At 34.0% G+C, this 21,190-nt stretch carries 19 protein-coding genes; 11 read left to right on the forward strand and 8 right to left on the reverse strand.

Annotated features, from left to right (window positions below; genetic code table 11):
• Positions 1-8: 8 nt before the first annotated feature.
• Positions 9-554, forward strand: a complete 546-nt coding sequence (gene hsp20, locus ACW8TM_RS00185) for an archaeal heat shock protein Hsp20 (protein ID WP_491531250.1) — start codon at positions 9-11, stop codon at positions 552-554.
• Here hsp20 and ACW8TM_RS00190 read toward each other — a convergent pair.
• Complete coding sequence (locus tag ACW8TM_RS00190; protein WP_491531251.1) at positions 541-1,362, reverse strand: carbon-nitrogen hydrolase family protein; 822 nt, start codon at positions 1,360-1,362, stop codon at positions 541-543. The two genes, hsp20 and ACW8TM_RS00190, sit on opposite strands and share 14 nt — an antisense overlap.
• A gap of 145 nt (positions 1,363-1,507) precedes the next feature.
• On the opposite strand from ACW8TM_RS00190, the gene ACW8TM_RS00195 reads away from it, so the two are divergent.
• On the forward strand, positions 1,508-1,930 hold the full coding sequence (locus ACW8TM_RS00195) for a threonyl-tRNA synthetase editing domain-containing protein (protein ID WP_491531252.1): 423 nt from the start codon (positions 1,508-1,510) through the stop codon (positions 1,928-1,930).
• Between the two features lie 140 nt (positions 1,931-2,070).
• Here the strand turns inward: ACW8TM_RS00195 and ACW8TM_RS00200 are convergent, their stop codons facing one another.
• The 5 genes from ACW8TM_RS00200 to metG all read right to left on the reverse strand — a co-directional run bounded on the left by ACW8TM_RS00200 (position 2,071) and on the right by metG (position 10,282).
• Positions 2,071-3,462 (reverse strand): CARDB domain-containing protein, encoded by a 1,392-nt coding sequence (locus ACW8TM_RS00200; protein ID WP_491531253.1) that lies wholly within the window; start codon positions 3,460-3,462, stop codon positions 2,071-2,073.
• A gap of 115 nt (positions 3,463-3,577) precedes the next feature.
• Positions 3,578-5,404 (reverse strand): ABC transporter ATP-binding protein, encoded by a 1,827-nt coding sequence (locus ACW8TM_RS00205; RefSeq protein ID WP_491531254.1) that lies wholly within the window; start codon positions 5,402-5,404, stop codon positions 3,578-3,580.
• Positions 5,404-7,236: an ABC transporter ATP-binding protein gene (locus ACW8TM_RS00210; protein ID WP_491531255.1), complete on the reverse strand. Its 1,833-nt coding sequence runs from the start codon at positions 7,234-7,236 to the stop codon at positions 5,404-5,406. Before ACW8TM_RS00210 ends, ACW8TM_RS00205 begins: the two co-directional genes overlap by 1 nt.
• 135 nt (positions 7,237-7,371) lie before the next feature.
• On the reverse strand, positions 7,372-8,313 hold the full coding sequence (gene hypD / locus ACW8TM_RS00215) for a hydrogenase formation protein HypD (RefSeq protein ID WP_491531256.1): 942 nt from the start codon (positions 8,311-8,313) through the stop codon (positions 7,372-7,374).
• Between the two features lie 259 nt (positions 8,314-8,572).
• Entirely contained in the window at positions 8,573-10,282 is a 1,710-nt protein-coding gene (gene metG, locus ACW8TM_RS00220; RefSeq protein WP_491531257.1) for a methionine--tRNA ligase, read from the reverse strand.
• 107 nt (positions 10,283-10,389) lie between these two features.
• On the opposite strand from metG, the gene ACW8TM_RS00225 reads away from it, so the two are divergent.
• The 5 genes from ACW8TM_RS00225 to ACW8TM_RS00245 all read left to right on the forward strand — a co-directional run bounded on the left by ACW8TM_RS00225 (position 10,390) and on the right by ACW8TM_RS00245 (position 15,241).
• A complete protein-coding gene (locus tag ACW8TM_RS00225; RefSeq protein WP_491531258.1) occupies positions 10,390-10,767 on the forward strand; it encodes a hypothetical protein in 378 nt (125 codons plus the stop codon).
• 133 nt (positions 10,768-10,900) lie between these two features.
• A complete protein-coding gene (locus tag ACW8TM_RS00230) occupies positions 10,901-12,235 on the forward strand; it encodes a glutamine synthetase family protein (RefSeq protein WP_491531259.1) in 1,335 nt (444 codons plus the stop codon).
• A gap of 8 nt (positions 12,236-12,243) precedes the next feature.
• Entirely contained in the window at positions 12,244-12,681 is a 438-nt protein-coding gene (locus ACW8TM_RS00235) for an Lrp/AsnC family transcriptional regulator (protein WP_491531276.1), read from the forward strand.
• A 130-nt stretch (positions 12,682-12,811) separates the two neighbouring features.
• A complete protein-coding gene (locus ACW8TM_RS00240; RefSeq protein ID WP_491531260.1) occupies positions 12,812-14,029 on the forward strand; it encodes a DegT/DnrJ/EryC1/StrS family aminotransferase in 1,218 nt (405 codons plus the stop codon).
• Positions 14,030-14,131: 102 nt separating this feature from the next.
• Positions 14,132-15,241, forward strand: coding sequence for an SPOUT family RNA methylase (locus ACW8TM_RS00245; protein WP_491531261.1), 1,110 nt, complete (start codon positions 14,132-14,134; stop codon positions 15,239-15,241).
• 100 nt (positions 15,242-15,341) lie between these two features.
• On the opposite strand, the gene gyaR is transcribed toward ACW8TM_RS00245, so the two are convergent.
• Positions 15,342-16,361, reverse strand: a complete 1,020-nt coding sequence (gene gyaR, locus ACW8TM_RS00250) for a glyoxylate reductase (RefSeq protein ID WP_491531262.1) — start codon at positions 16,359-16,361, stop codon at positions 15,342-15,344.
• A 105-nt stretch (positions 16,362-16,466) separates the two neighbouring features.
• Between gyaR and ACW8TM_RS00255 the strand changes: the two genes are divergently transcribed.
• Complete coding sequence (locus tag ACW8TM_RS00255; RefSeq protein ID WP_491531263.1) at positions 16,467-18,365, forward strand: phosphoadenosine phosphosulfate reductase domain-containing protein; 1,899 nt, start codon at positions 16,467-16,469, stop codon at positions 18,363-18,365.
• Between the two features lie 12 nt (positions 18,366-18,377).
• A complete protein-coding gene (locus ACW8TM_RS00260; RefSeq protein ID WP_491531264.1) occupies positions 18,378-19,097 on the forward strand; it encodes a phosphoglycolate phosphatase in 720 nt (239 codons plus the stop codon).
• A gap of 41 nt (positions 19,098-19,138) precedes the next feature.
• Here the strand turns inward: ACW8TM_RS00260 and ACW8TM_RS00265 are convergent, their stop codons facing one another.
• Entirely contained in the window at positions 19,139-19,477 is a 339-nt protein-coding gene (locus tag ACW8TM_RS00265) for a hypothetical protein (RefSeq protein ID WP_491531265.1), read from the reverse strand.
• Positions 19,478-19,665: 188 nt separating this feature from the next.
• Here ACW8TM_RS00265 and ACW8TM_RS00270 point away from each other — a divergent pair, with 188 nt between their 5' ends.
• Together ACW8TM_RS00270 and ACW8TM_RS00275 are read left to right on the forward strand one after the other, a co-directional pair.
• Positions 19,666-20,121, forward strand: coding sequence for a hypothetical protein (locus ACW8TM_RS00270; RefSeq protein WP_491531266.1), 456 nt, complete (start codon positions 19,666-19,668; stop codon positions 20,119-20,121).
• Positions 20,122-20,132: 11 nt separating this feature from the next.
• Positions 20,133-21,131: an MBL fold metallo-hydrolase gene (locus tag ACW8TM_RS00275; protein WP_491531267.1), complete on the forward strand. Its 999-nt coding sequence runs from the start codon at positions 20,133-20,135 to the stop codon at positions 21,129-21,131.
• Positions 21,132-21,190 lie beyond the last annotated feature (59 nt).

Genomic DNA, 21,190 nt, shown 5'->3' on the forward strand with positions numbered 1-21,190 from the left:
TGGTAGACATGTCTTGGTGGAGAAGGAAAAGGAGAAGCATTTGGGATGACTTCTTCAGAGATTTCTTCGAAGAATTCGAGGAACTTGAAAGAGAATTACGGAGATTAACTAGGAGATTCTCAATGTTAAGGCCAGAAGAATTAATGGGAGACATAGAAGTTAAAGGCCCATACATATATGGATTCTCAATAACAATTGGACCAGATGGAAGACCAATAATCAGAGAATTCGGCAATGTAAAAAGAATTGCAGGTAGACCAAGCATAGGTGAAGAAAGAGAACCACTAATAGACGTGTTTGAAGATGAAAAAACAGTTACAGTAATAGCTGAAATGCCAGGGATTAACAAGGAAGACATAAAAGTAAAGGCATCAGAAAACTCACTAATCATTAGTGCCCAGACAGGAGACAGAAAATACTATAAAGAAATAGACCTACCAGCAAAGGTCAAGCCTGAAAGTGCAAAGGCCAACTATAAAAATGGAGTGTTAGAAGTTAAACTAGAGAAAATAGGTAAAGAAGAAGAAAAAGGCTTTGAAATTAAAATCGAGTAATCAGATCCCCATAAATATCAGGTCGACGCTGATTAATCAATGGAAGCATTTCCCTAACATTTTTTAGCCTCTCTAAATCAAGCTCAGCATAAATAACTTTCTCCATATCACCAGCATCAGCCAACACTACACCGAAAGGATCAACAATAACACTTCTACCACAAAACCTCGGTCCAGGCTGATTGGCAGCCACAATATAAACACCATTCTCGATAGCTCTAGCTTTTACCATAGTAAGCCAATGCTCCTCTTTAAGTAAACCAGAGTACCAAGCAGCTGAAACACAAATAACATCACAATCCTTAATCGTAAGGATTCTAGCCGTCTCAGGAAAACGAATATCATAGCAGATTAGCATACCAATATTAAAGCCACCTATAGATACTGGATCTGCAAAGATGCTTCCAGGCTTAATGAAAGATGACTCCTTATACTTAAATGCATCAAATAAGTGGGTCTTCCTATAAATCGATTTTACTTCACCATCTTTTGAAATAAAAATAGAGGTATCATAAATTTTATCCTCAGCTTCACTACAGGTTTCCCAAGTATTAAAAACAATATTCACTCCATGTTTCTTTGCGGAGGACAATATAGACTTAATAAAATCACCATCTATAGGCTCAGCAATTCTAATGAAATCCCTTTTAGGTAGTGGAAAATACATGGCACACTCTGGAAAAACAATTAACTCAGCATATTCTGAAGCTTCGTCAATATATGACATTATTTTATCTAGATTTTCATTCTTATTATTTGAAGCTTTAAATTGAACTGCAGCAACCCTAAGCTTAGAGGATTTTATCATCCACAACCCCAAAGTCAATTAAACATAAATCAAGTTATTTAACCATTTCCCAAAACCACTGATAACAAAGCTAGTTAAATATAGAATTATTTAATCGAAAAACACTAACATAACCTAAAATATAACCAGTAAGGGAGGAAAGTTAATGCGAATATTACTTGTCCATGCAGAAAAATTTTGGTGGAAAGTAAGTCAGCCAGCTAAAATTAGCATACGAGACAAGTTAATTGATAAAAATAGAGAATTTAAAGCATCAAACGTACTAGTAGCCTTCACTACAGTTGAAAGAAAAGATGAAGAAGAATTAGAAGAAAAATCTGGAAAAGCAGTCAATGCAATTATTGAAGTAGCAAAGAGACTAGGAGTTAAAACTATAATTCTATATCCATATGCACATCTCTCAACCGACTTAAGTAAACCTAGCAAGGCAGTAAAAGCATTAAAAATCATATATAAATTGTTAAAGGAAAGGGGATATGAAGTTTATAAATCACCCTTTGGATACTATAAGGAATTCATTCTACATTGTAAAGGCCATCCATTAGCAGAGTCATTAAGAGTTATTTAATGCTCTCTAGAAAACAAACAAGATCATAGAGAAAATTAAACACAAATAGCAATAAATGTTACCTTAAAATGTTGAGTCAGCTTTATTGAAGATTCATTAAAATAAAAATTTAAGAGTTTAGTTATTAACGCTAGCCTCATTTACCTCTTCATTTTCGTAAAGAAGATCACAGCTATAGCTATAGCAATAATTGCTATAGCAGCTATACCGATTGTCTCCATTGAAGGACCTGTTGGCCCAGGTTCTTCAGGGGGCTGCTCAGGATTAACTGTGAAACTTCCTGTTAAACCATTAACTTCCACTGAAAAAGTGCCTGGTGTATTAGCTTTAAAACGAAAGACTACTGTTGTAGTTTCACCAGCATTTAGAGTTACTTGCTTGGAATCTTTAACCTCACCATCCACTTTTAATGTTACAGTGTAACTGCCAGAGCTACCACCAGTATTGGTAACTTTAACTGAAATTGCTACTTCATCACCAACGGTGACGGAGATAGGATTAATGTCTAAACTTGAGACTTCAAATTTCGCTGGAGAAGCTACTCCAACAAAGATAGTTCCACTTTCACCGCAAAGTTCAATTAAATGTTCACCTTCATCATCAATTCTAATGGTAAAGGATACTGTTTCCGTCTCCCCTGCATTTACAAGTAAAACTTTGCTGTCCACTAGTTTTCCATCTATAAGGAGTGTAGCATTGTAAATAGCGAAGGTGCCACCCGTATTAGATATATCAATACTCACTGTAACTTCTTCACCAGGCTCTACTTGTAATTGACTAATTTTGAATGAAGAAAAGTGTAATTTAGGCAGTTCTTGGGGCTCCTTCATAGCTATTGACATAAGCTCCCATTTAAACCATTGCTGAGTATCTGGAGATTCAACATATAAATATACAAGTATCCCTCCAAACTTTGTTGGAGCAATCCAGCCTTCAACAGTCCATCTAAATTCCTGGGGGGCTGTGGGGTGAAAAACGTATTTATACTTATAAACGAGTAATGATGTCTCCCCATAAGTACGGGTTTCAGTTCCAAGGAAAACCACATGGCCATATTCATAAACATAATGCCACTCAATCAATGTAGGAAAGCTCCAAGACTCCCAGAAAGCTTGAATCCAAAACAACCAGGAGTTCAATAGAAGAGCACCAATAGCCTCAGCAAGTTGTCCAGTAAATATTGTATCATCCAATCTAGCCTTTACACAAAGACCAGTGCTCTTTGAAATCCATAAAGTGCCATTTGAAATCGGTTCCTCAGCTTCAAGAGTTACACTAACCTTCCAGCAATCAATTGCATTTACCTTCTCTTCACCTAAAACTTTAGCAATGATAGTTATGTTGTTGCCTTCATAATCTGTGAATGAACCTGAAATTTCAGATATTACATTGAAAAGGTCCGCCAAAGTTTCTATTCTAAAAACTTCACTCTCTTGAGTTTGAGAATAAATGATGCTAGCATTACTAGGCGTCCAAAATGGCAACACTAGAAGGATTATTGTCAGTATAACTAAACCTACCTTACCTCTCATTACACTCACCTAATCCAATTCTAATTTCCCAACATTCACTATAATTATTAATATCAATTATAATCATAATAAATTCTTATGCCCTACTTAGACCACATAAGATACTGTGATTATATTAACTGCCATTATTATTTGAAACTATTTGACTAACTTCCACTGTCTTTATCTGTGACTTATAGAAGTTATAGTATATTCCCTTCTTTGCCATCAATTCTTCATGTGAACCTTCTTCAACAATTTCACCTTGATCCAATACGATTATTCGATCCCAATCTCTAACCATACTCAATCTATGAGCTATTATTAGCGCTGTCCTACCTTCTAACAGTTTTTTGATAGCGTTTATTATCATTTGCTCCGTCTTTGCATCAACACTAGATATTGCTTCATCTAGAATTAATATTGGGGGATTTCTAAGCATTGCCCTTGCAAATGATATTAATTGTTTCTCCCCAGTTGATAGACGTATCCCAGCTTCACCTGCATCAGTGTCATAACCGTTGGGAAGTCTCATTATAAAATCATGTATCCCTAAACGTTTACAAACATCAATAACTTCTTCATCTGATGCATCTGGCTTGCCAATTCTAATGTTTTCCATTATGGAACCAGGAAATAAATAGGTTTCTTGAGGAACAAAACCTATATGCTTCCTTAAAGATCTTTGCTTCACTCTTCTAATATCATGTCCATCAACTAGGATTACACCATCTTTTACATCATAAAATCTACATAGTAAATAGACTAATGTTGTTTTACCAGCACCTGTTGGACCAACTATAGCTATTTTTTCACCTGGATTGATCGTCAAGTTAATATTCTTTAACACTGAAATTCCAGGAACATATTCAAAGTAAACATTCTTGTACTCAATTTTCCCTTCAACTTTAGTTAATTCAATTGCATCAGGATCATCCTTCACTTCAATTTCTTCGTCAAGTATTCTAAAAATTCTCTCAGAAGCTGCAAAGGCTGCTTGAACTGCATCATACATGTTAACTAAATTCATTATCGGACGAGTAAATCTTGAAACATAAGATAAGAAAGCTACTAAAACTCCAATTGAAATTGCATCTATTGACTTCAAGTAGCCACCATACCATAAGACGATAACAGTGGATATAATTGATATCATACGTACAAGGGGCCAGAAAAGTGCCATAAGCCTCCCAGCCATAACATTAGCTTGAAAAGCTTCAAGTGAAGCTGACCTGAAAGTCTGCTGAATCATATCTTCTCTACTGAAAGCTTGAACAACCCTAATTCCAGAAACACTCTCCTGAACACGCTGTGTAACTTTAGCAATTTTTTCTCTAGTTAACCTATAAGCTCGCCTAAACTTAGAACTTAAAATATAGGCTACAGTGATCATCAATGGAATTATAGTTAATGATGCAAGAGTAAGTGGAATACTAAGCATAAACATTGCAATTAGTACTCCAAAAAGAGTTAAGGTATCACCTATAACACTAAAAACTCCTGAGATTAAGACCTCCTGAAGAGTGCTTGTATCATTAATTGCTATGGAAATCAAATCTCCAGCCCTACTTCTATCATAAAAACTTAAGGACAAGTTTAGATATTTATCAAAAATCATTCTACGAATATTTGCTAGGAAATTTTGTCCAACCCATTGAAGTAAATATGATCTAAAGCTTTGAACAAGCCATTGAACTATCATTACTACCAAGTATATGACGCTCATGTAAATTAAACCATTTAAATCACCCTTCAAAATATAATGATCAATAGCCATGCCTAGAATGAATGGGCCACTTAAACTTGTAATAGAGTTAATAATGATTAATATAACAATACCAATGAAGGCGGCTTTATATGGCTTTAAATAACCTAACAATCTTTTTATCAGCACCCTTGCAGGTAATTCAGTTTTCTTAGATTTTTCAAGCAAAAGGCTATGTCTCCAAAAATGAGCAGTCATTACTCATCATCACCTCTAGGAATTCTTGGTTTAGGATAAATCTTGACTCCCTCCTCCAATTTTAAAAAGATATTATAGAGGGAATAGTATAAACCCTTCCTTGAAATTAACTCCTCATGTGTTCCCACCTCGACAATCCTACCCTTATCCAAAACAACTATTCTATCAGCCAATTTTACAAGTGAAAGTCTCTGAGTTATAATGAAAGTCGTCCTCCCCTTCATTATCTCCCTTAAATCTTCAACCAGCCTCTTTTCAGTTTCAGCATCTAAGTTAGAGGTTGGATCATCAAGAATTAGAATTTTGGGATCAGCCACCAATGCTCTTGCAATAGCTAATCTCTGTTTCTGACCACCAGACAGAGTGATTCCTCTTTCACCAATAATTGTATCATACTTCTTAGGTAAAGACATTATAAAATCATGAATTTTAGCAATCTTTGCAGCTTTAATAATTTCATCCATACTCGCATTAGGATTTCCAAAGGCAATATTCTCTCTAATAGATCCAGCAAATAGAAATGGTTCCTGTGATACTATAGCTATTTGCCTCCTAAGCGACTTCAACTTTACATCACGTATATCACAACCATCAATTAAAATTCTACCCTCAGATACATCATAAAATCTTGGAATTAGACGAATCAAAGTACTCTTTCCAGAGCCTACAGGTCCCAAAATAGCTATTTTTTCACCTGGCTTAACTATTAAATTAATATTCTTTAATACAAATTTACCCTCACGGTATGCAAAGGATACATTTTCAAACTTAACTTCACCCTTAATTGGTGGAAGCTCAATAGCATTAGGTTTCTCTTTAACATCTGGTACAAGCTCCATGATTTCAAATAACCTATTGGCAGCAGTCATAGATCTCTGAAAGCCAGATATAAAGAAGCCTATAGATCTCATAGGCCACATTAACATTAATAAATACGCATTAAAGGCAGTTAATTCACCAATAGTTAACTCTCCACTTATAATCGCACTACCACCATAAAACAAGATTATTGTCAATCCAATTCCAATAATCAGAGAACTACTATAGCCATAAATTGACCTAATCTTCGAGGCCTTCAAAGATAATTGAAGTAATTGCTCATTCTCATTCGAAAAACGATTAAATTCAACATCTTCAACTGCCAATGCCTTAATGGTTCTAATACCGACAACATTATTGTTTACAATTGAAGTTAAAACGCCTACTTGATGTCTAATTGCAGAGTATATTGGACGGATAAGAGAACTATACTTCAAGTTAATAATAATCATGAAAGGCAATATTATGAAGGATAGAGCTGCAAGCTTAAAATTCATTTGAAGCATATAGGCAAAAGACAAGACAATTAATACACTTGAGCTAATTAGAGTTCTAAGCTGAAATGAAAGAAATCTGGACATTCTATCAGTATCATTAGTAATTCTAGCAATCAATTGACCTATAGGCATTCTATCGAAAAAAGCAAAGGACTGTTTTTGAACAGCTTCAAAAACATCATTCCTTAAATCCATAATAATGTTTTGAGAAAAAAGTATGCTTGAATAACGTTCAAAGTAATTAAAGACACTTATTAAAATAGTTATTGAAAATATGAGTAAAACTTGAAACGAAATGATATCATATTTACCTCCAACAATACCCTCATCAATCACCCTTTGGGAAATCGAGGGTATGAGCACACTTAATTGAGACGAAATAAACATGAAGATAATTGATAAAACAAAATACTTCCACCTCTTGAATAAGTATGGAAAGAGCTTTAGAAAGACCTTTAAACTTTCACTTCTCTTCAAGGACTTCTGGGATTGCTGTATATAAACTTTGTTACTCAATAACCTCACCTACCTAGGTATATGTCATAGCTGGATATAAAATTATCTCAAATACTCTCAAACTAACCATTTTCCATCCCATAAATATAGATTATAAAATATCATTGAAAGAAAAATATAAAGATTCCTGCTAAATTAAGCATTCAACCTACGTCCATACTTATAAACAATTGCACATGAACCCTCACTTGAAACCATACATGGACCAACTGGACTTAAAGGAGTACATGCTCTGCCGAATAAGGGACACTCATGAGGCATCAGCAAACCTCTCAAAACTTCACCACACTTACATCCCGGCGGCATACTATAAGACTCATCAACCTTAACGTCAAACTTCTTAGTAGCATCATAATCTTCAAATTCACTCTTCAATTTTAAGCCAGATCTAGGAACAAAACCTATCCCCCGCCAATAAGCACTACAAACCTCAAAGACTTCATACATAATTCTAATAGCCTTCTCATTACCTTCTTCTCTAACAACACGAACATACTCATTCCATACATCGAAGACTCCATCATTAATCATTCTAATAATCATGACAACTCCAAGTAAAACATCTATAGGTTCAAATCCAGCTATAACCATTGGAGCTCTATACTTCTTAGCAATAGGTCTATATGGCTTAGCTCCAATTATAGTTGATACATGGCCTGGACATATAAAACCATCAATCTTTAATTCTCCAAGTTTAAGGAGATGTTCCATGACTGGTGGTATAAGTAAGTGAGTACATATAATCGAAAAGTTTTTAGGAGGATCCATTAAGAGGACAGCTGCAGTTGAAGGAGCAGTAGTTTCAAAACCAATTGCAAAATGAACAATCTCTTTATTAGGATACCTTCTAGCAAGTTTAACTGCATCCCAAACACTATAGACAACATTTACTTTCCCACCCCTAGACTTAGCCTCCATTAATGACGAACTTATACCCTTAACTCTAAACATGTCCCCATAAGTGGTCACTATAACATCCTTCTTAAATGATAATTCAACAGCCATTTGAATATGACTAGGGGAAGCTACACAAACAGGGCATCCTGGACCAGCCCTCAAATCTACTTCGGAAATCAATGACCGTATACCACTATGAGTAATAGTATATTCATGTGTCGGCCAGCCCTTAGGGCTGTGTACCGCATACATGCATTATCAACAATTTCCTATCATAAACAAGACGGTCAATGTAATCGACTATCTTCTTAGCTAAACGCTTATCCCTATATTGAAGCACTAGGTCCTCTAGCCTCGTAATCCTTCACCCCCAAATGAAATAAAGATTGACAATTAATATGATTTATCCATGAATAAAACAAGTAACATGAAGTTTAAGTTATTTGACAAGTAATGGTCTATTAACTTGTTTTCTAATATCCCTCAATCTACCGTTAACCTTTTCAATAAAGTCAACAGGTAATTTTCGGAACAATGGTTTAGGCTTATTGATAACGTGTCCAGAAGATAAGGTTAACTTTGATGCATCATCCCAGTTAGCGTCATGAACAGAGCCCCTTAGACCCAGCATACTCCAGAGTTTTTCAGCTGAAAATGGCATAAATGGTTCCATTAATATTGCTAAAGACTTAACAGCGTTAGCGGAGATCCATAGAGATGTTTTAGCTATGTCTGGATTAGTTTTAATTTTATGCCAAGGCTCCTTGACATTCAAGTAATGATTACCATATCTTGGAAGTTCAAGTAATGCTTCTCCAGCTAACTTTAACCGCATATTTTCAATTAGTCCACCAATTCTTTTAGGCATACTCTTTATTTTATTAATAAAGTCTTTATCTTCCTCGTCAAATACATCTGGCTCAGGTATTAAGCCATCATAATACCTATATATGAAAGTTAGAGTTCTATGGATGAAATTGCCAAGATTATCATTTAGATCTGAATTTACAATTCTATAGAAATCTTTCCATGTAAAGTTTAAATCTCTAACCTCAGGTCGCATTAAAACTAGGGCAAAACGCCAATAGTCAGCGGGTAATAACTCTAAGGCTTCATCAAGCCAGACCCCTACCCCTCTACTCTTACTGAACGCTTGACCCTCAAACATTAAAAATTCAATAGATGATATCTGCCAAGGCAATACATAGCCTTCATGTGAAGCAAAAAGCATTGCAGGCAATATTATAGCGTGAAATGGAATGTTATCCTTACCAATAAAGAAAACTGTTCTTGTCTCAGGATCCTTCCAAAAGCTCAGCCACTTCTCAGTCTCACCTCTACGTTTAAAGTATTGTAAAGTCGCAGATAGATAACCTAAAAGTGCTTCAAACCAAACATAAATTGTTTTCCCCTCGGAGCCAGGGAAGGGTGCAGGTATCCCCCAACTACTATCTCTAGTTATAGCTCTAGGCTTCAAACCCTCCCTAAACCAGGCCTTACAGTAATTTTTAACATTATCAGGAAAATTGGGATGATTTTCAATGAAATCTCTTAGCTTATCGCTCAGTTTAGGTAAATCAAAGAACCAATGCTTAGTACTTTTCAATACTGGCTCAGAACCGCATAATACACATCTCGGATTAATAAGGTCAACTGGATCTAATAGTCGACCACAGCCATCACATTGGTCTCCTCTAGCATTAGGATAACCACAATGAGGACAAGTTCCTTCAATAAACCTGTCAGGAAGAAAAATTTTACACTTTGTACAATATGGAAGAGTTACTTGTTGCTCATAAATATAACCGTTTTCATATAGTTTCATAAAAAATTTTCTAACAAATTCTATGTGATCCGGATTCTCAGTCCTAGTATAATTATCATAGCTCACCCCAAAATCCTTGAAAAGCTTTACGACATAGCTATGTAATTCATCAGTTAATTTTTTAGGTGGAATATTCTTTCTCCTAGCCTCAACCTCAATTGGTGACCCATGCTCATCTGAACCACTAACAAACACTACCTTCTCACCTTTAAGCCTGAGATATCTAGCAACAACATCAGGTGACAGTACACATGCAATTAAAGTGCCTAGATGGGGTATAGCATTTACATATGGCCATGCACCACATATAACCCATTTACCCATTTACAAACCTCCAAGTCACAGCTGGATTCTTATAATGTAAATGTAAAAGTAGAAATTAAGCATTACTCAAAGTTTAATTAAATAATTAAACAATATAATTTCTTGAGATGAAATATAGATATATAAGATTAAAAGACGCCATTAAAAGCTTCTTAAGGGAGAATAAATTAGAACTTAAGGATATAATAGACGCAATGGATGAACAGAAGGAAGGCATTAAAGAGTCATTAAAGAAAAGAACCTGGCTAACAGATAGACAATTAGACTTCTTAGTACAAGCCTTCCCAGCAAGTGAATTGAACTATTTAATCTTTGTACTGCAAACATTCTACATTATAAATCCAAGCGGATTATATGAAGGAGCCATAATAATTCCAAAAAGAGAGAGAATAATTGAAAATGGAAAAGCTACATCAAATGGCATTAAAATCTTAATAAAAGAATTAAACTTAAGAGGATTGTGGGAAAAATACAGTAAAATATAAATTTTTCATCTCAGCTAAAGTAGCAATCAAGAACAAAAGGGATGAAGCTGAAATTCAATAAATACTATACATAGAAATCTTGAAAAACTTTTATAAAAATATATAAATTATGAAACTTATTCAATATTAATACATGAAGAATGAAGTAAGAGAACAGCTAAGAGAACTAGAGAAAATAGATCCAAAATATATGCGCTTAATAATAGTAGACATTCACGGCATCCCTAAAAGCATCATAATAAAAAAAGAAAAATTCGAAGAAGCATTGTCCTATGGAGTTGGATTTGATGGATCATCAATACCCGGATATGCAGAAATTGAAAAAAGTGACCTAATAGCAATACCTGACATAAAAACTCTAACTAAAGCCATCTGGGAAGATAATAGAACGGCGATTGTAATATGTGACACCTACACTCCAGAATACAAACCATTTATGGGAGATCCAAGGGTACTCCTAAAGAAAATAGTATCCAGTATTGAAGAAAAAGGAATAAAAATTAAGACTGGAATAGAAGTAGAATTCTTCATAGTTAAAAAGTTAGATGAAAATGGAGTAATTGTAGCTCAAGATAATGCACAATACATGGATTCAAAACCCCTAGACTATGGAGACCTAATAAAAAAGCATCTTGGAGAAATACTTGATAATTGTGGTATAGACTATGAAAAGCTACATCACGAAGTAGCTCCAGGACAACATGAATTAGCTATAACAGCAGCAAATCCAATTGAATTAGCAGACAAAATAATTATCACAAAAATGATGATAAAAACAATTATAAAGGAAAGTGGATACATAGCCACCTTCATGCCAAAACCATTTATAGGAGTAAATGGAAGTGGTGCTCATATACACATAAGCTTAAACGACAAAGATTACAGAAACCTATTCTATGCAAATGAAAGAAAAGATATCTCAGAAATGGCAAAACAATTCATAGCAGGAATACTCAACTGTGCAAGAGGCTTATCATTAATCCTAAATCCACTAGTCAACTCATATAAGCGACTCGCTCCAGGATATGAAGCTCCAGTCTATATTTGCTGGGGATACAGCAATAGAACTACATTAATAAGAATACCAAGACCAATCAGAGAGCAAAACTGTAGAATTGAATATCGACAACCAGACCCATCATTCAACCCATACCTAGGCCTAGCCACGATAATAGCGGCGGGAATCTGGGGAATCAAAAATAAAAATTCACCGGGACCCCCATGTCATGAAAATGCATATCACTCCAATGAAGAATTCAAAGTATTACCAGCCAATCTATATGAAGCAATAGAAGAATTCAAGAAAAACAATATAATCCAAGAAGCCCTAGGTCAACATTTAACAAGAAAAATAATCGAACTAAAAATGAAAGAATGGAAAGAATACATAAAGCATGAGGGCCCATGGAGTCAAAATAAAAATAAAATAACTATATGGGAAATAGAAAAATACTTGGAGAGATTCTAATGACTAAAATTAAAATTGATGAGATAGATCTCAAGATAATTGAGGAATTAAGGAAAAACTCTAGACAAACATATAAAGAACTAGCTGAAAAATTCAACATTGCCATTGGAACAGTATATAATAGAATTAAAAAATTAGAAGAAGCAGGAGTTATAAAGGCCTTCACAATCGACATAGACTATTCAAAACTTGGATATGACTTAACAGCAATAATAATGATCCAAGTAGAAGGCCCCTACATAATTGAAGTTGAAAAGAAAATAGCAAATTTTAACGAAGTAATGAGCATATATGATATAACAGGCGAATTTGATATAGCAGTTATCGCCAAATTCAAGGATAGAGAACACTTAAACAAATTCATTAAAGGGATCCTAACCATGCCACATATAAAACGAACTGTAACAAGTATAGCTTTAAGCGTCGTGAAGGAGAATTATAAATAAGTGATAGAACTATAATACAACAATAAGCATACTATTACAAGCTTCCTAAATTTTCGAGTTGACTCACGAAATGAGTGGAGTAAAAAATATAAACTAAAATGGAGTAAAAAATAGTTAATAAGGTGATAAAATGATAGAGAAACCTGCAATTGAAGGAGGAAAACCAATTAGAAGTAAACCCATATCAGCATTCCCTAAATTCACTGATGAAGATATAGAAGAAATAGTTAAAGTTCTAAAATCTGGAAGATTAACAATGTTAGTTGGAAGTACCACCAAGAAATTTGAAGAAAAATTTGCTGAATATCATGGAGTTAAACATGCAATTGCAGTATCCAACGGAACAGTAGCATTACATGTAGCATTAAGAACCTTGGGAATAGGTCCTGGAGATGAAGTCATCACTACGCCATTTACATTCGTAGCATCAGCCTCCTCCATACTCCATCAAAACGCTATACCAGTATTTGCAGATATAGATAAAGAAACCTTCAATATAAACCCTACAAGTATTGAAGAGAAAATTACAGAGAAAACTAAAGCAATAATCGTTGTTCACTTATGTGGGCATCCAGCCGAGATTAATGAAATAATGAAAATTGCCAATGAAAATAATTTATATGTCATTGAAGATTGCGCTCAAGCAATTGGAGCAAAATATAATGGAAAACTAGTAGGAACATTTGGACAAATAAATTCATTCAGCTTCTATCTAAGCAAGAATATAACTACTGGTGAAGGAGGAATGCTCCTAACAAATGATGATGAAATAGCAGAAAAAGCTAGACTAATAAGACATCATGGTGAGCCAAGATGGTATCACTATGTATTACTAGGCTATAACTATAGAATGACAGAGCTACAAGCTGCACTAGGAATTACACAATTAAGAAAAATAAATGAACTCAATAGAAGAAGAAAAGAAATTGCCTCAATATACAAGGACGAACTTGAAGATGTTGAAGTCATTCAACTTCCAATTGAAAGAAGAAACGTTGAACATGCATGGCACATATATAACATCATCCTAGAAATCGAAAAATTAAGAAAAAATAGAGATGAAATTGTAAAGGCAATAAAAGCTGAAAATGTATGGATTAGTGTTGCATATCCAAGTGTCTTATACCTCGAACCATTATTCCAAGAAAAAATCGGACATGGAAAAGGCTGTCCATGGTCTTGCCCCTTCTATGGCAAAGAAATTAAATATAAAAAAGGATTATGCCCAAACGCTGAATGGATAAGTGAGAGAGTAATAACTTTACCAACTCAACCCGCTTTAAACGATGACGAAGTAATCGACATTGCACGTGCAGTAAAAAAGATCGTAAAATACTACCAAACTTAAAATCTACTTCCAATCCAATTAGCAATTAGAAAATACAAAACACCCATAACGAAATTGAATACAGCATAATCTTAAAAGCTTTAAACATAAACCATTTCATAGGTGATATCACTGAAGAAGAAACTTGAAAAAATAGACATCCTAGTCAAAACAGCATTAGGATTTGAAGATTTAACAGCAACCAGAATCAAAGAAAGAATACCTAGCATAGAAATAATATCTAAACCCTATGGCTTCATGGGTTTAATAGCAATAATCACCGATAATAAACTCGAAGTCGCCAAGAAAATTAATGAAGAAATAGTGGAAGCAGAAAGAGTAATAATTGTAGATAAATGTGTAAAGGCAAACTTAAATGAAATAGCTGAAAGTGTAGCTAAACTAGCTAAAGAAAAAATTGGAAAAAATGAAACATTCGCTGTAAGGACAGTTCGTAGAGGAAAGCATAATTTTACAAGCATAGATGTAAATGTAGCTGCAGGAGCATCCGTTAAAGAGACTACTGGTGCAAGCGTAGATTTAAAAAATCCATCAAAAATAGTTAGAATTGAAATTTTAAAGGACATTGCATTAATAGCAATTGAAAGCGGGAAAAAAGAATGGAAAAAAATTACACCAGAAAAAATTCCATTAATAAATTTCCTTAGAAGAATAGCAGTAGTACAAATGCCATATCTTGGCTCAATCGAAGCAGCCAAAGTTATGGGAATTAGAATTGGTAGAGGAGTTCAGACTTTTGAAGTTATGGAACTAGTAATAGCACCCATAGGGATGGTAGAAGGAAGAGAAATGAAGGCATTCCTAGATGGTATATTTGAAGGAATAAAATCTAGATATGAAATCCAAAAAAGAACTTATGGAAGATCCGTGAGAATTGTACCAGTATACATTCAAGACTTACATCAACTAGTAAGAGAAAGAAAACGTAGGGAACCAATAATAGTATTTGAACCTGAAGGAGAACCAGTACCAAAAGTAAAAGATAAAATCATAGAACTGATAACTAGGGAGAAAAAAAGAATAAACATTCTAATAGGCTCACGTGAGGGAATACCACTTGGAATATATAGGTTTGCAGATTTAATTGTAGATTTATGTCCAGGAGTTACAATTTCAACTGAATATGCTGCTCCAGCTGCAATAATAGCAATTGCAACAATTCTTGAAGAAGAATTAATAAAGAAAACTAGGAGAGAAAAGCTAACACCATGAAAATAACTCATCACGTTAAGGGGAATTTTACACTAGAAATCTAGATAGAATGCTCAAAAATGTTAGAGCTGATCATGAAAAAATAAAATATTCGAGTTATTCAGAGATGAACTAGTCTAAATCCAGGTGGTTTCACCTTCAAGACATCCTTATTAACTAGGTTTGGCGGAATTTCCCCGTGGGCAAAAGATAATAAGTTCTCAGCAACCATCAAGGCCATCTTCTCTCTAGTTTCTCTTGTAGCACTACCAATATGAGGAACAGCAATAACATTCTTAAATTTAAGTAATGGATTGCTTCTAGGAGTGGGCTCAACTTCAAATACATCTAAGGCTGCTCCAGCAATCCATCGATTCCTCAAAGCTTTAATTAAAGCTTTCTCATCAACAACTGCACCCCTAGAAGTATTTATAAGGAAGGCAGTTGGCTTCATCATTTTAAGCTCTCGCTCACCAATTAAATGATATGTAGCCTTAGTTAATGGGACATGAAGAGAAACAAAGTCTGATTCCCTTAACAAATCATCCAAGTCCACGTAGACAGCATTAAGCTTCTCCTCTAACTCCACTCTACGCTCAACATCATAGTATAAAATCTTCATGTTAAAACACCTAGCTCTCCTAGCTACAGCACTCCCAATTCTCCCAAGACCAATTATACCTAAAGTCTTACCGTGAACATCAACTCCAACCATCATATTTGGATGCCAACCAGTCTTCGTATTCTCCCACAATCCACTTCTAACGAAATTATCTGCCTCAACTATCCTTCTAGCCACAGATAATATTAAAGCCCAAGTTAAATCAGCTACAGCCTCAGTTAAAACACCAGGAGTATTAGTGACATAGATTCCACGCCTAGTACACTCTTCAATGTTAATGTTATCATAGCCCACAGCATACTGTGCAATTATTCTTAATCTAGAAGCCCGATTAAGTAATTCACTATCAATCTTATCAGTCAATAAAGATGCAAGAGCATCAACATCGCTAACCTTCTCCAATAACACACTTCTAGGAGGAGGAAAATATTTACTCCAAACCTCAACATTATAAGTCTTTGAAATTAATTCGATAGCTCTACCCGGTAAATCACGTGTTATAAAAACCTTAGGTTTCAAAGCTTTCCTCTCCAAGGTTAACTTTAAATGGGTGATTAATTAGATTTTGGATGAGCTATATTTATTAACTAAAACATGTATGATAATGAAGAGTTGAACTCAAATATGACGAAAAATTACAAGTGGAGAATTAAAGCAAATATTGGATGGTGTAGTAACTGTAACATTCCATTAATTAGTCCAAAGTGTAGTGTATGTGGAGAAATTGGAAGGAAACTTCATGCATCACCACCAATGGATGTAAGACCAGCATTTAAAGGTGACCAGGAAAAAATAAGGAAAAGCATTTTAGATGAATTTAATGACAGGAAAACTCTACAAATTCTAGCACCAAAAAACAAGATTATCCTCCTAAACAAAGTAGTCTACATAGATCAAGCAGACGAAGTAATAGTTGATGGATGGACTATAGGACACTGCTTCTATGATCCAATAAAAGAAAAATGGAGATTTAAACCAGTGGCAGAAGGATGTGCAAGACTAATAGAATCCAAGTTAGGTTACTGGGCCCAAATAAAATACGGAAAAGTCAAGCTCTGGGAAAAAATTCCTAAATCCGATATAAAAAGGGGTGAATTACCAGAAGAAGAAGGAAAGTTTGTAGCCATAGCATCAAATAGGGGATATTCAATAGGATTAGGAGTTTATGAGAAAAAATCAATTAAAATTATAAAAACATGGAAGAAACAGAAAACCCATATCAAAAAAACATCAAGCAGTCTAGATAAGGCAATCAAAGGAAACTTCAACCAACTACAAAAACTAGAAAGAAAATCTAAAGTCTTTCTGGAAGAAATTAATAGAAAAATAGGCAAACCAATAGTTGTCTCATTCTCAGGAGGTAAAGATAGCCTAGCAACATTAATATTAACATTAGAAGCATTAGGAGAAACACCAATAATGTTTAATGACACAGGAATCGAACTACCTGAAACAATCCAGAACGTATATTATACAGCTAGTAAGTATGGATTAAAATTAATTGAAGCCAATGCAAAAGACAGCTTTTGGAAATCCTTTAAAATTTATGGCCCCCCTGCAAGAGATTATAGATGGTGCTGTAAGGTATGTAAATTAATTCCAATTGCAACTACAATGAAAGAAAACTTTCCCAATGGCTCACTAAACCTCGTAGGACAGAGAAGATATGAATCACTAGCACGATCAAAATCTCCATCAGTATGGAGAAATAAATGGATGCCAGGAATAATAGGTGCCAGCCCAATTATAGACTGGACAGCACTACACATCTGGCTATACTTAAAAATGAAGAAATGTAACCCAAATGAACTATACTTCAAAGGATTCGACAGAATAGGATGCTGGCTATGTCCATCATGTGAATTAGCTGAGTTCAAACTAGTCAGTCAAATACATCCAAATCTATGGCGAAAATGGGAGACACATCTATACACATGGGCCAAAACAAGAAATCTACCTGAAGAATGGGCAAAATATGGGTTTTGGAGATGGCAGAAAATACCTGGAGACCAGATTAAATTTGCAAAGAAACTAGGAATAGAGTTAAAAATAAAAGAATCAAAGGAAAAAAGACTACCAACAAAAATTGTGAAAATAAAGGGATACGAGCCATGTGCAGGCACATACGCCATTGAAGCTGTAATCAACACAAAAATAAACTTAAGAAAAATAGTTAACGTAGCCCCAATACTAGGCGAAGTTGAATATACACCCAAAATAAAAGTTGTATTAATAAAAAGCAAAGAAGGTAGCATAAACATCAATAGTATGGGAAGAATATCAGTAACATCATCCAATGAAGAAAAAGCTGAAAAAATATTCAAAGAAACATTAAGACTAATTTCCAGATCCATATTCTGTTCACTCTGCTACTCATGTATAAATTCATGTCCAAACAATGCAATAGTAAAAGACAAACCACCAAGAATTATAAAGGATAACTGCATAAGATGCATGAAATGCCAAAGAGCATGTCCCTCGGCAGATTATATTGGGAAAATGCTAATAAACCAGTTAAAATAATGGTGAAGAATAATGGAGAAACTAAATAATATTAAGGCAATTGCAGTAGATGTCGATGGAACACTAACCCAGGAAAATGGAATAATACTACTAGAAGCAATCAAAGTTATAAGAAAATTGAAGAAAAATTTGAACATTAAAATAGTGTTAGCATCAGGAAACGCATATCCAGTATTAATGGGATTAGCAAGATATATTGGAGGAGTAGACTTAGTCATCGCTGAAAATGGAGGAATAGTAGGAATAAAAGATAAAATAAGAATAATTGGAAATCCCCAAATAGGATTGAAAGCGAGAAACCTAGTAAGGGAAAAATTAAACTACATACTCTATGAGAGTTGGCAAAACAATTTTAGATACGTAGATTTCGCATTCAAACTAAGAAAAGGATACAAATGGAAGGAGGCAATAGAGAAGACAACTGAATTATTAAAAACATCAATTCCAGAAGCAACAGCAGTGTTTAGTGAAGTAGCCATACATGTGAAAGATAAAAAAGTAAACAAGGGAAACGGATTGAAAGTCGCTGCAAAAATGCTCAACATAAAAACTGAAAACTTCATGGCAATAGGCGATAGTGACGTAGATGTAGAAATGCTTAAAGAAGCAGGAATAGGAGTAGCAGTTGCCAATGCCTCAAAAAAAGCGATACTATATGCTGACATGGTGACCAGTAAATGTGGAGGAGAAGGGTTTATTGAAGTAATAAATAAAATTTTTAAATTAAAATAACAATAAGTAAAAATTCCAAATATATATCAAAGTAAAATCGATCAAACGACTAATTTTTCCAATTTCTCTAAAGCATCACGCATATCTTCATAGAATAAAGGAACAATCTGCATAGGAGAAAATACAAGTTTACTCTTAACTTCAGAAGGAGCAACCAAAATTGCAACTACATCCTTGACATCTATAGCCTTAGCACATATAGCCAGGGTAGCAAGATTGATATCTTTAGAAGCTCGAAGAAAATCAATTGCAACACGTTTATGATTATCATATGCCACAATGTCAAACTTATGTTTTACACCACTCTCACCACGCAGTGACACATTAAACTTAACTTTATAGCCCAGATTCTCTAGTGCACGTGCAAAATTATTACGCATAAGTTTCACCTCACAATTAAGTTTTTCATAAGTACTCATCATACTAACTTCAAATCAGAAAACCAGCATATTTTAATATTATGTAAATTTTTTACAAAACCTCACCATGAAAATTTTGTAAAAAAAGAAAAAACAATTAAAGTAATCCTTAATAAACAATTAAAATAGAAAAATGGATGGTGCTCCAATTGACATTGGAACCCTTTCCAGTAATTTCATTTGATAAAATTTTAATATTTATTTTAAATAATTTAGATAAACCTATAATTTATACTTTAATTTCATTAGTAATTGAAGTTTTACTATTTAAAATATCTTTAAAGGAAAATAAATATATGAAACTTTCATTAATTTCAAATTTAATTTCAACACCACTTACATGGTTTTCATTGACAGTAATATTTCTCCCCATACTGTACAGTTTACTTGTAACAACACCAATTACTACATTAGATGAATGGCGATATATTTCAATAATTTATGCGTCAACATCAATATTCATATATATCCTATTCGCATCATTTATGGAATATTTAATTGCAAAGTCACTTAAAATTGAAGGCAAGGGATTTGTAGGGATATTTTTGCTATCCAATTTTATATCACTAACAGCCATACTATTCATATTAGCATTGATTACATAGGAATACTAGAGATGATAAAAGCAGAAATAACAGTTAATGGTGCTATACGATTAGGGAGATATTTTTCATGTGATGCTCATGATCCTGAAAGACCAGTTAGAATAGTTACTCACGCACATATAGATCATATAATGAATTTAAACAAAAGTTTCAATGAAAATAAATTAATTATAATGACAGCAGCCACTAGGGATTTACTTGAAATTCTATATCATAGAAACATGGAAAAAGTAGTGACATTAAATTATAATGAACAGTTTAACTGGAAAGATGAAAAATTAACTCTCATCTATTCAGATCACATCATTGGAGCAGCTCAAGTATTAGTTTTATCAGAGGGAGAGAGGATAGTTTATACTGGAGATTTTAGGCTTCCCAAAACACCAATTATTGAAGCAGACACTTTAGTTATAGAAGCAACTTACGGTAAACCGGAATTTAAAAGACCGCCAATCGATATAATAAGGGATTCATTAATTAAATTAATTTTAAAAAATATTCGAAGAGGACCAGTACATATATTTGGTTTTCATGGAAAATTACAAGAAGTAATGGAATTAATTAGAAGTGAAAGCATAGACATTCCCTTCATAACTACACGGAGAATTTTTGAGGTGACTAAAATTTGCATAAAGCATGGAATGCGTATAAATAACATCTATATGAAGAATAGCGGAGAGGCAAAAGAAATTATGCGTGACCATGAATATATAGCATTCCATCACGCATCGACCATTAAAAAAGTTAAAGTCAACGGTATAAGGATATACTTAACTGGCTGGGAGTTTAGGAAAATTATATGGCAAGTTAGTGAAAATGAGTATAAAGTAGCTTTAAGTGATCACGCAGACTTTACACAATTATTACTATATGTTGCTACTAGTAAACCAAAGCTAGTTATAACTGACAATTACAGAGTTGGATTTGCAGTAGAACTAGCAAAACAAATAGAAAAAAGACTGGGAATAAAAGCTATGCCCATGCCATTTAAACATAAAAAGTCACGTTAAATGGAAAAGCTTAACTTTATTGTTAACGATTAGATAAGTTAAGGAAATAGTGATGAATC

The organism is Candidatus Culexmicrobium sp., from assembly GCF_058356305.1.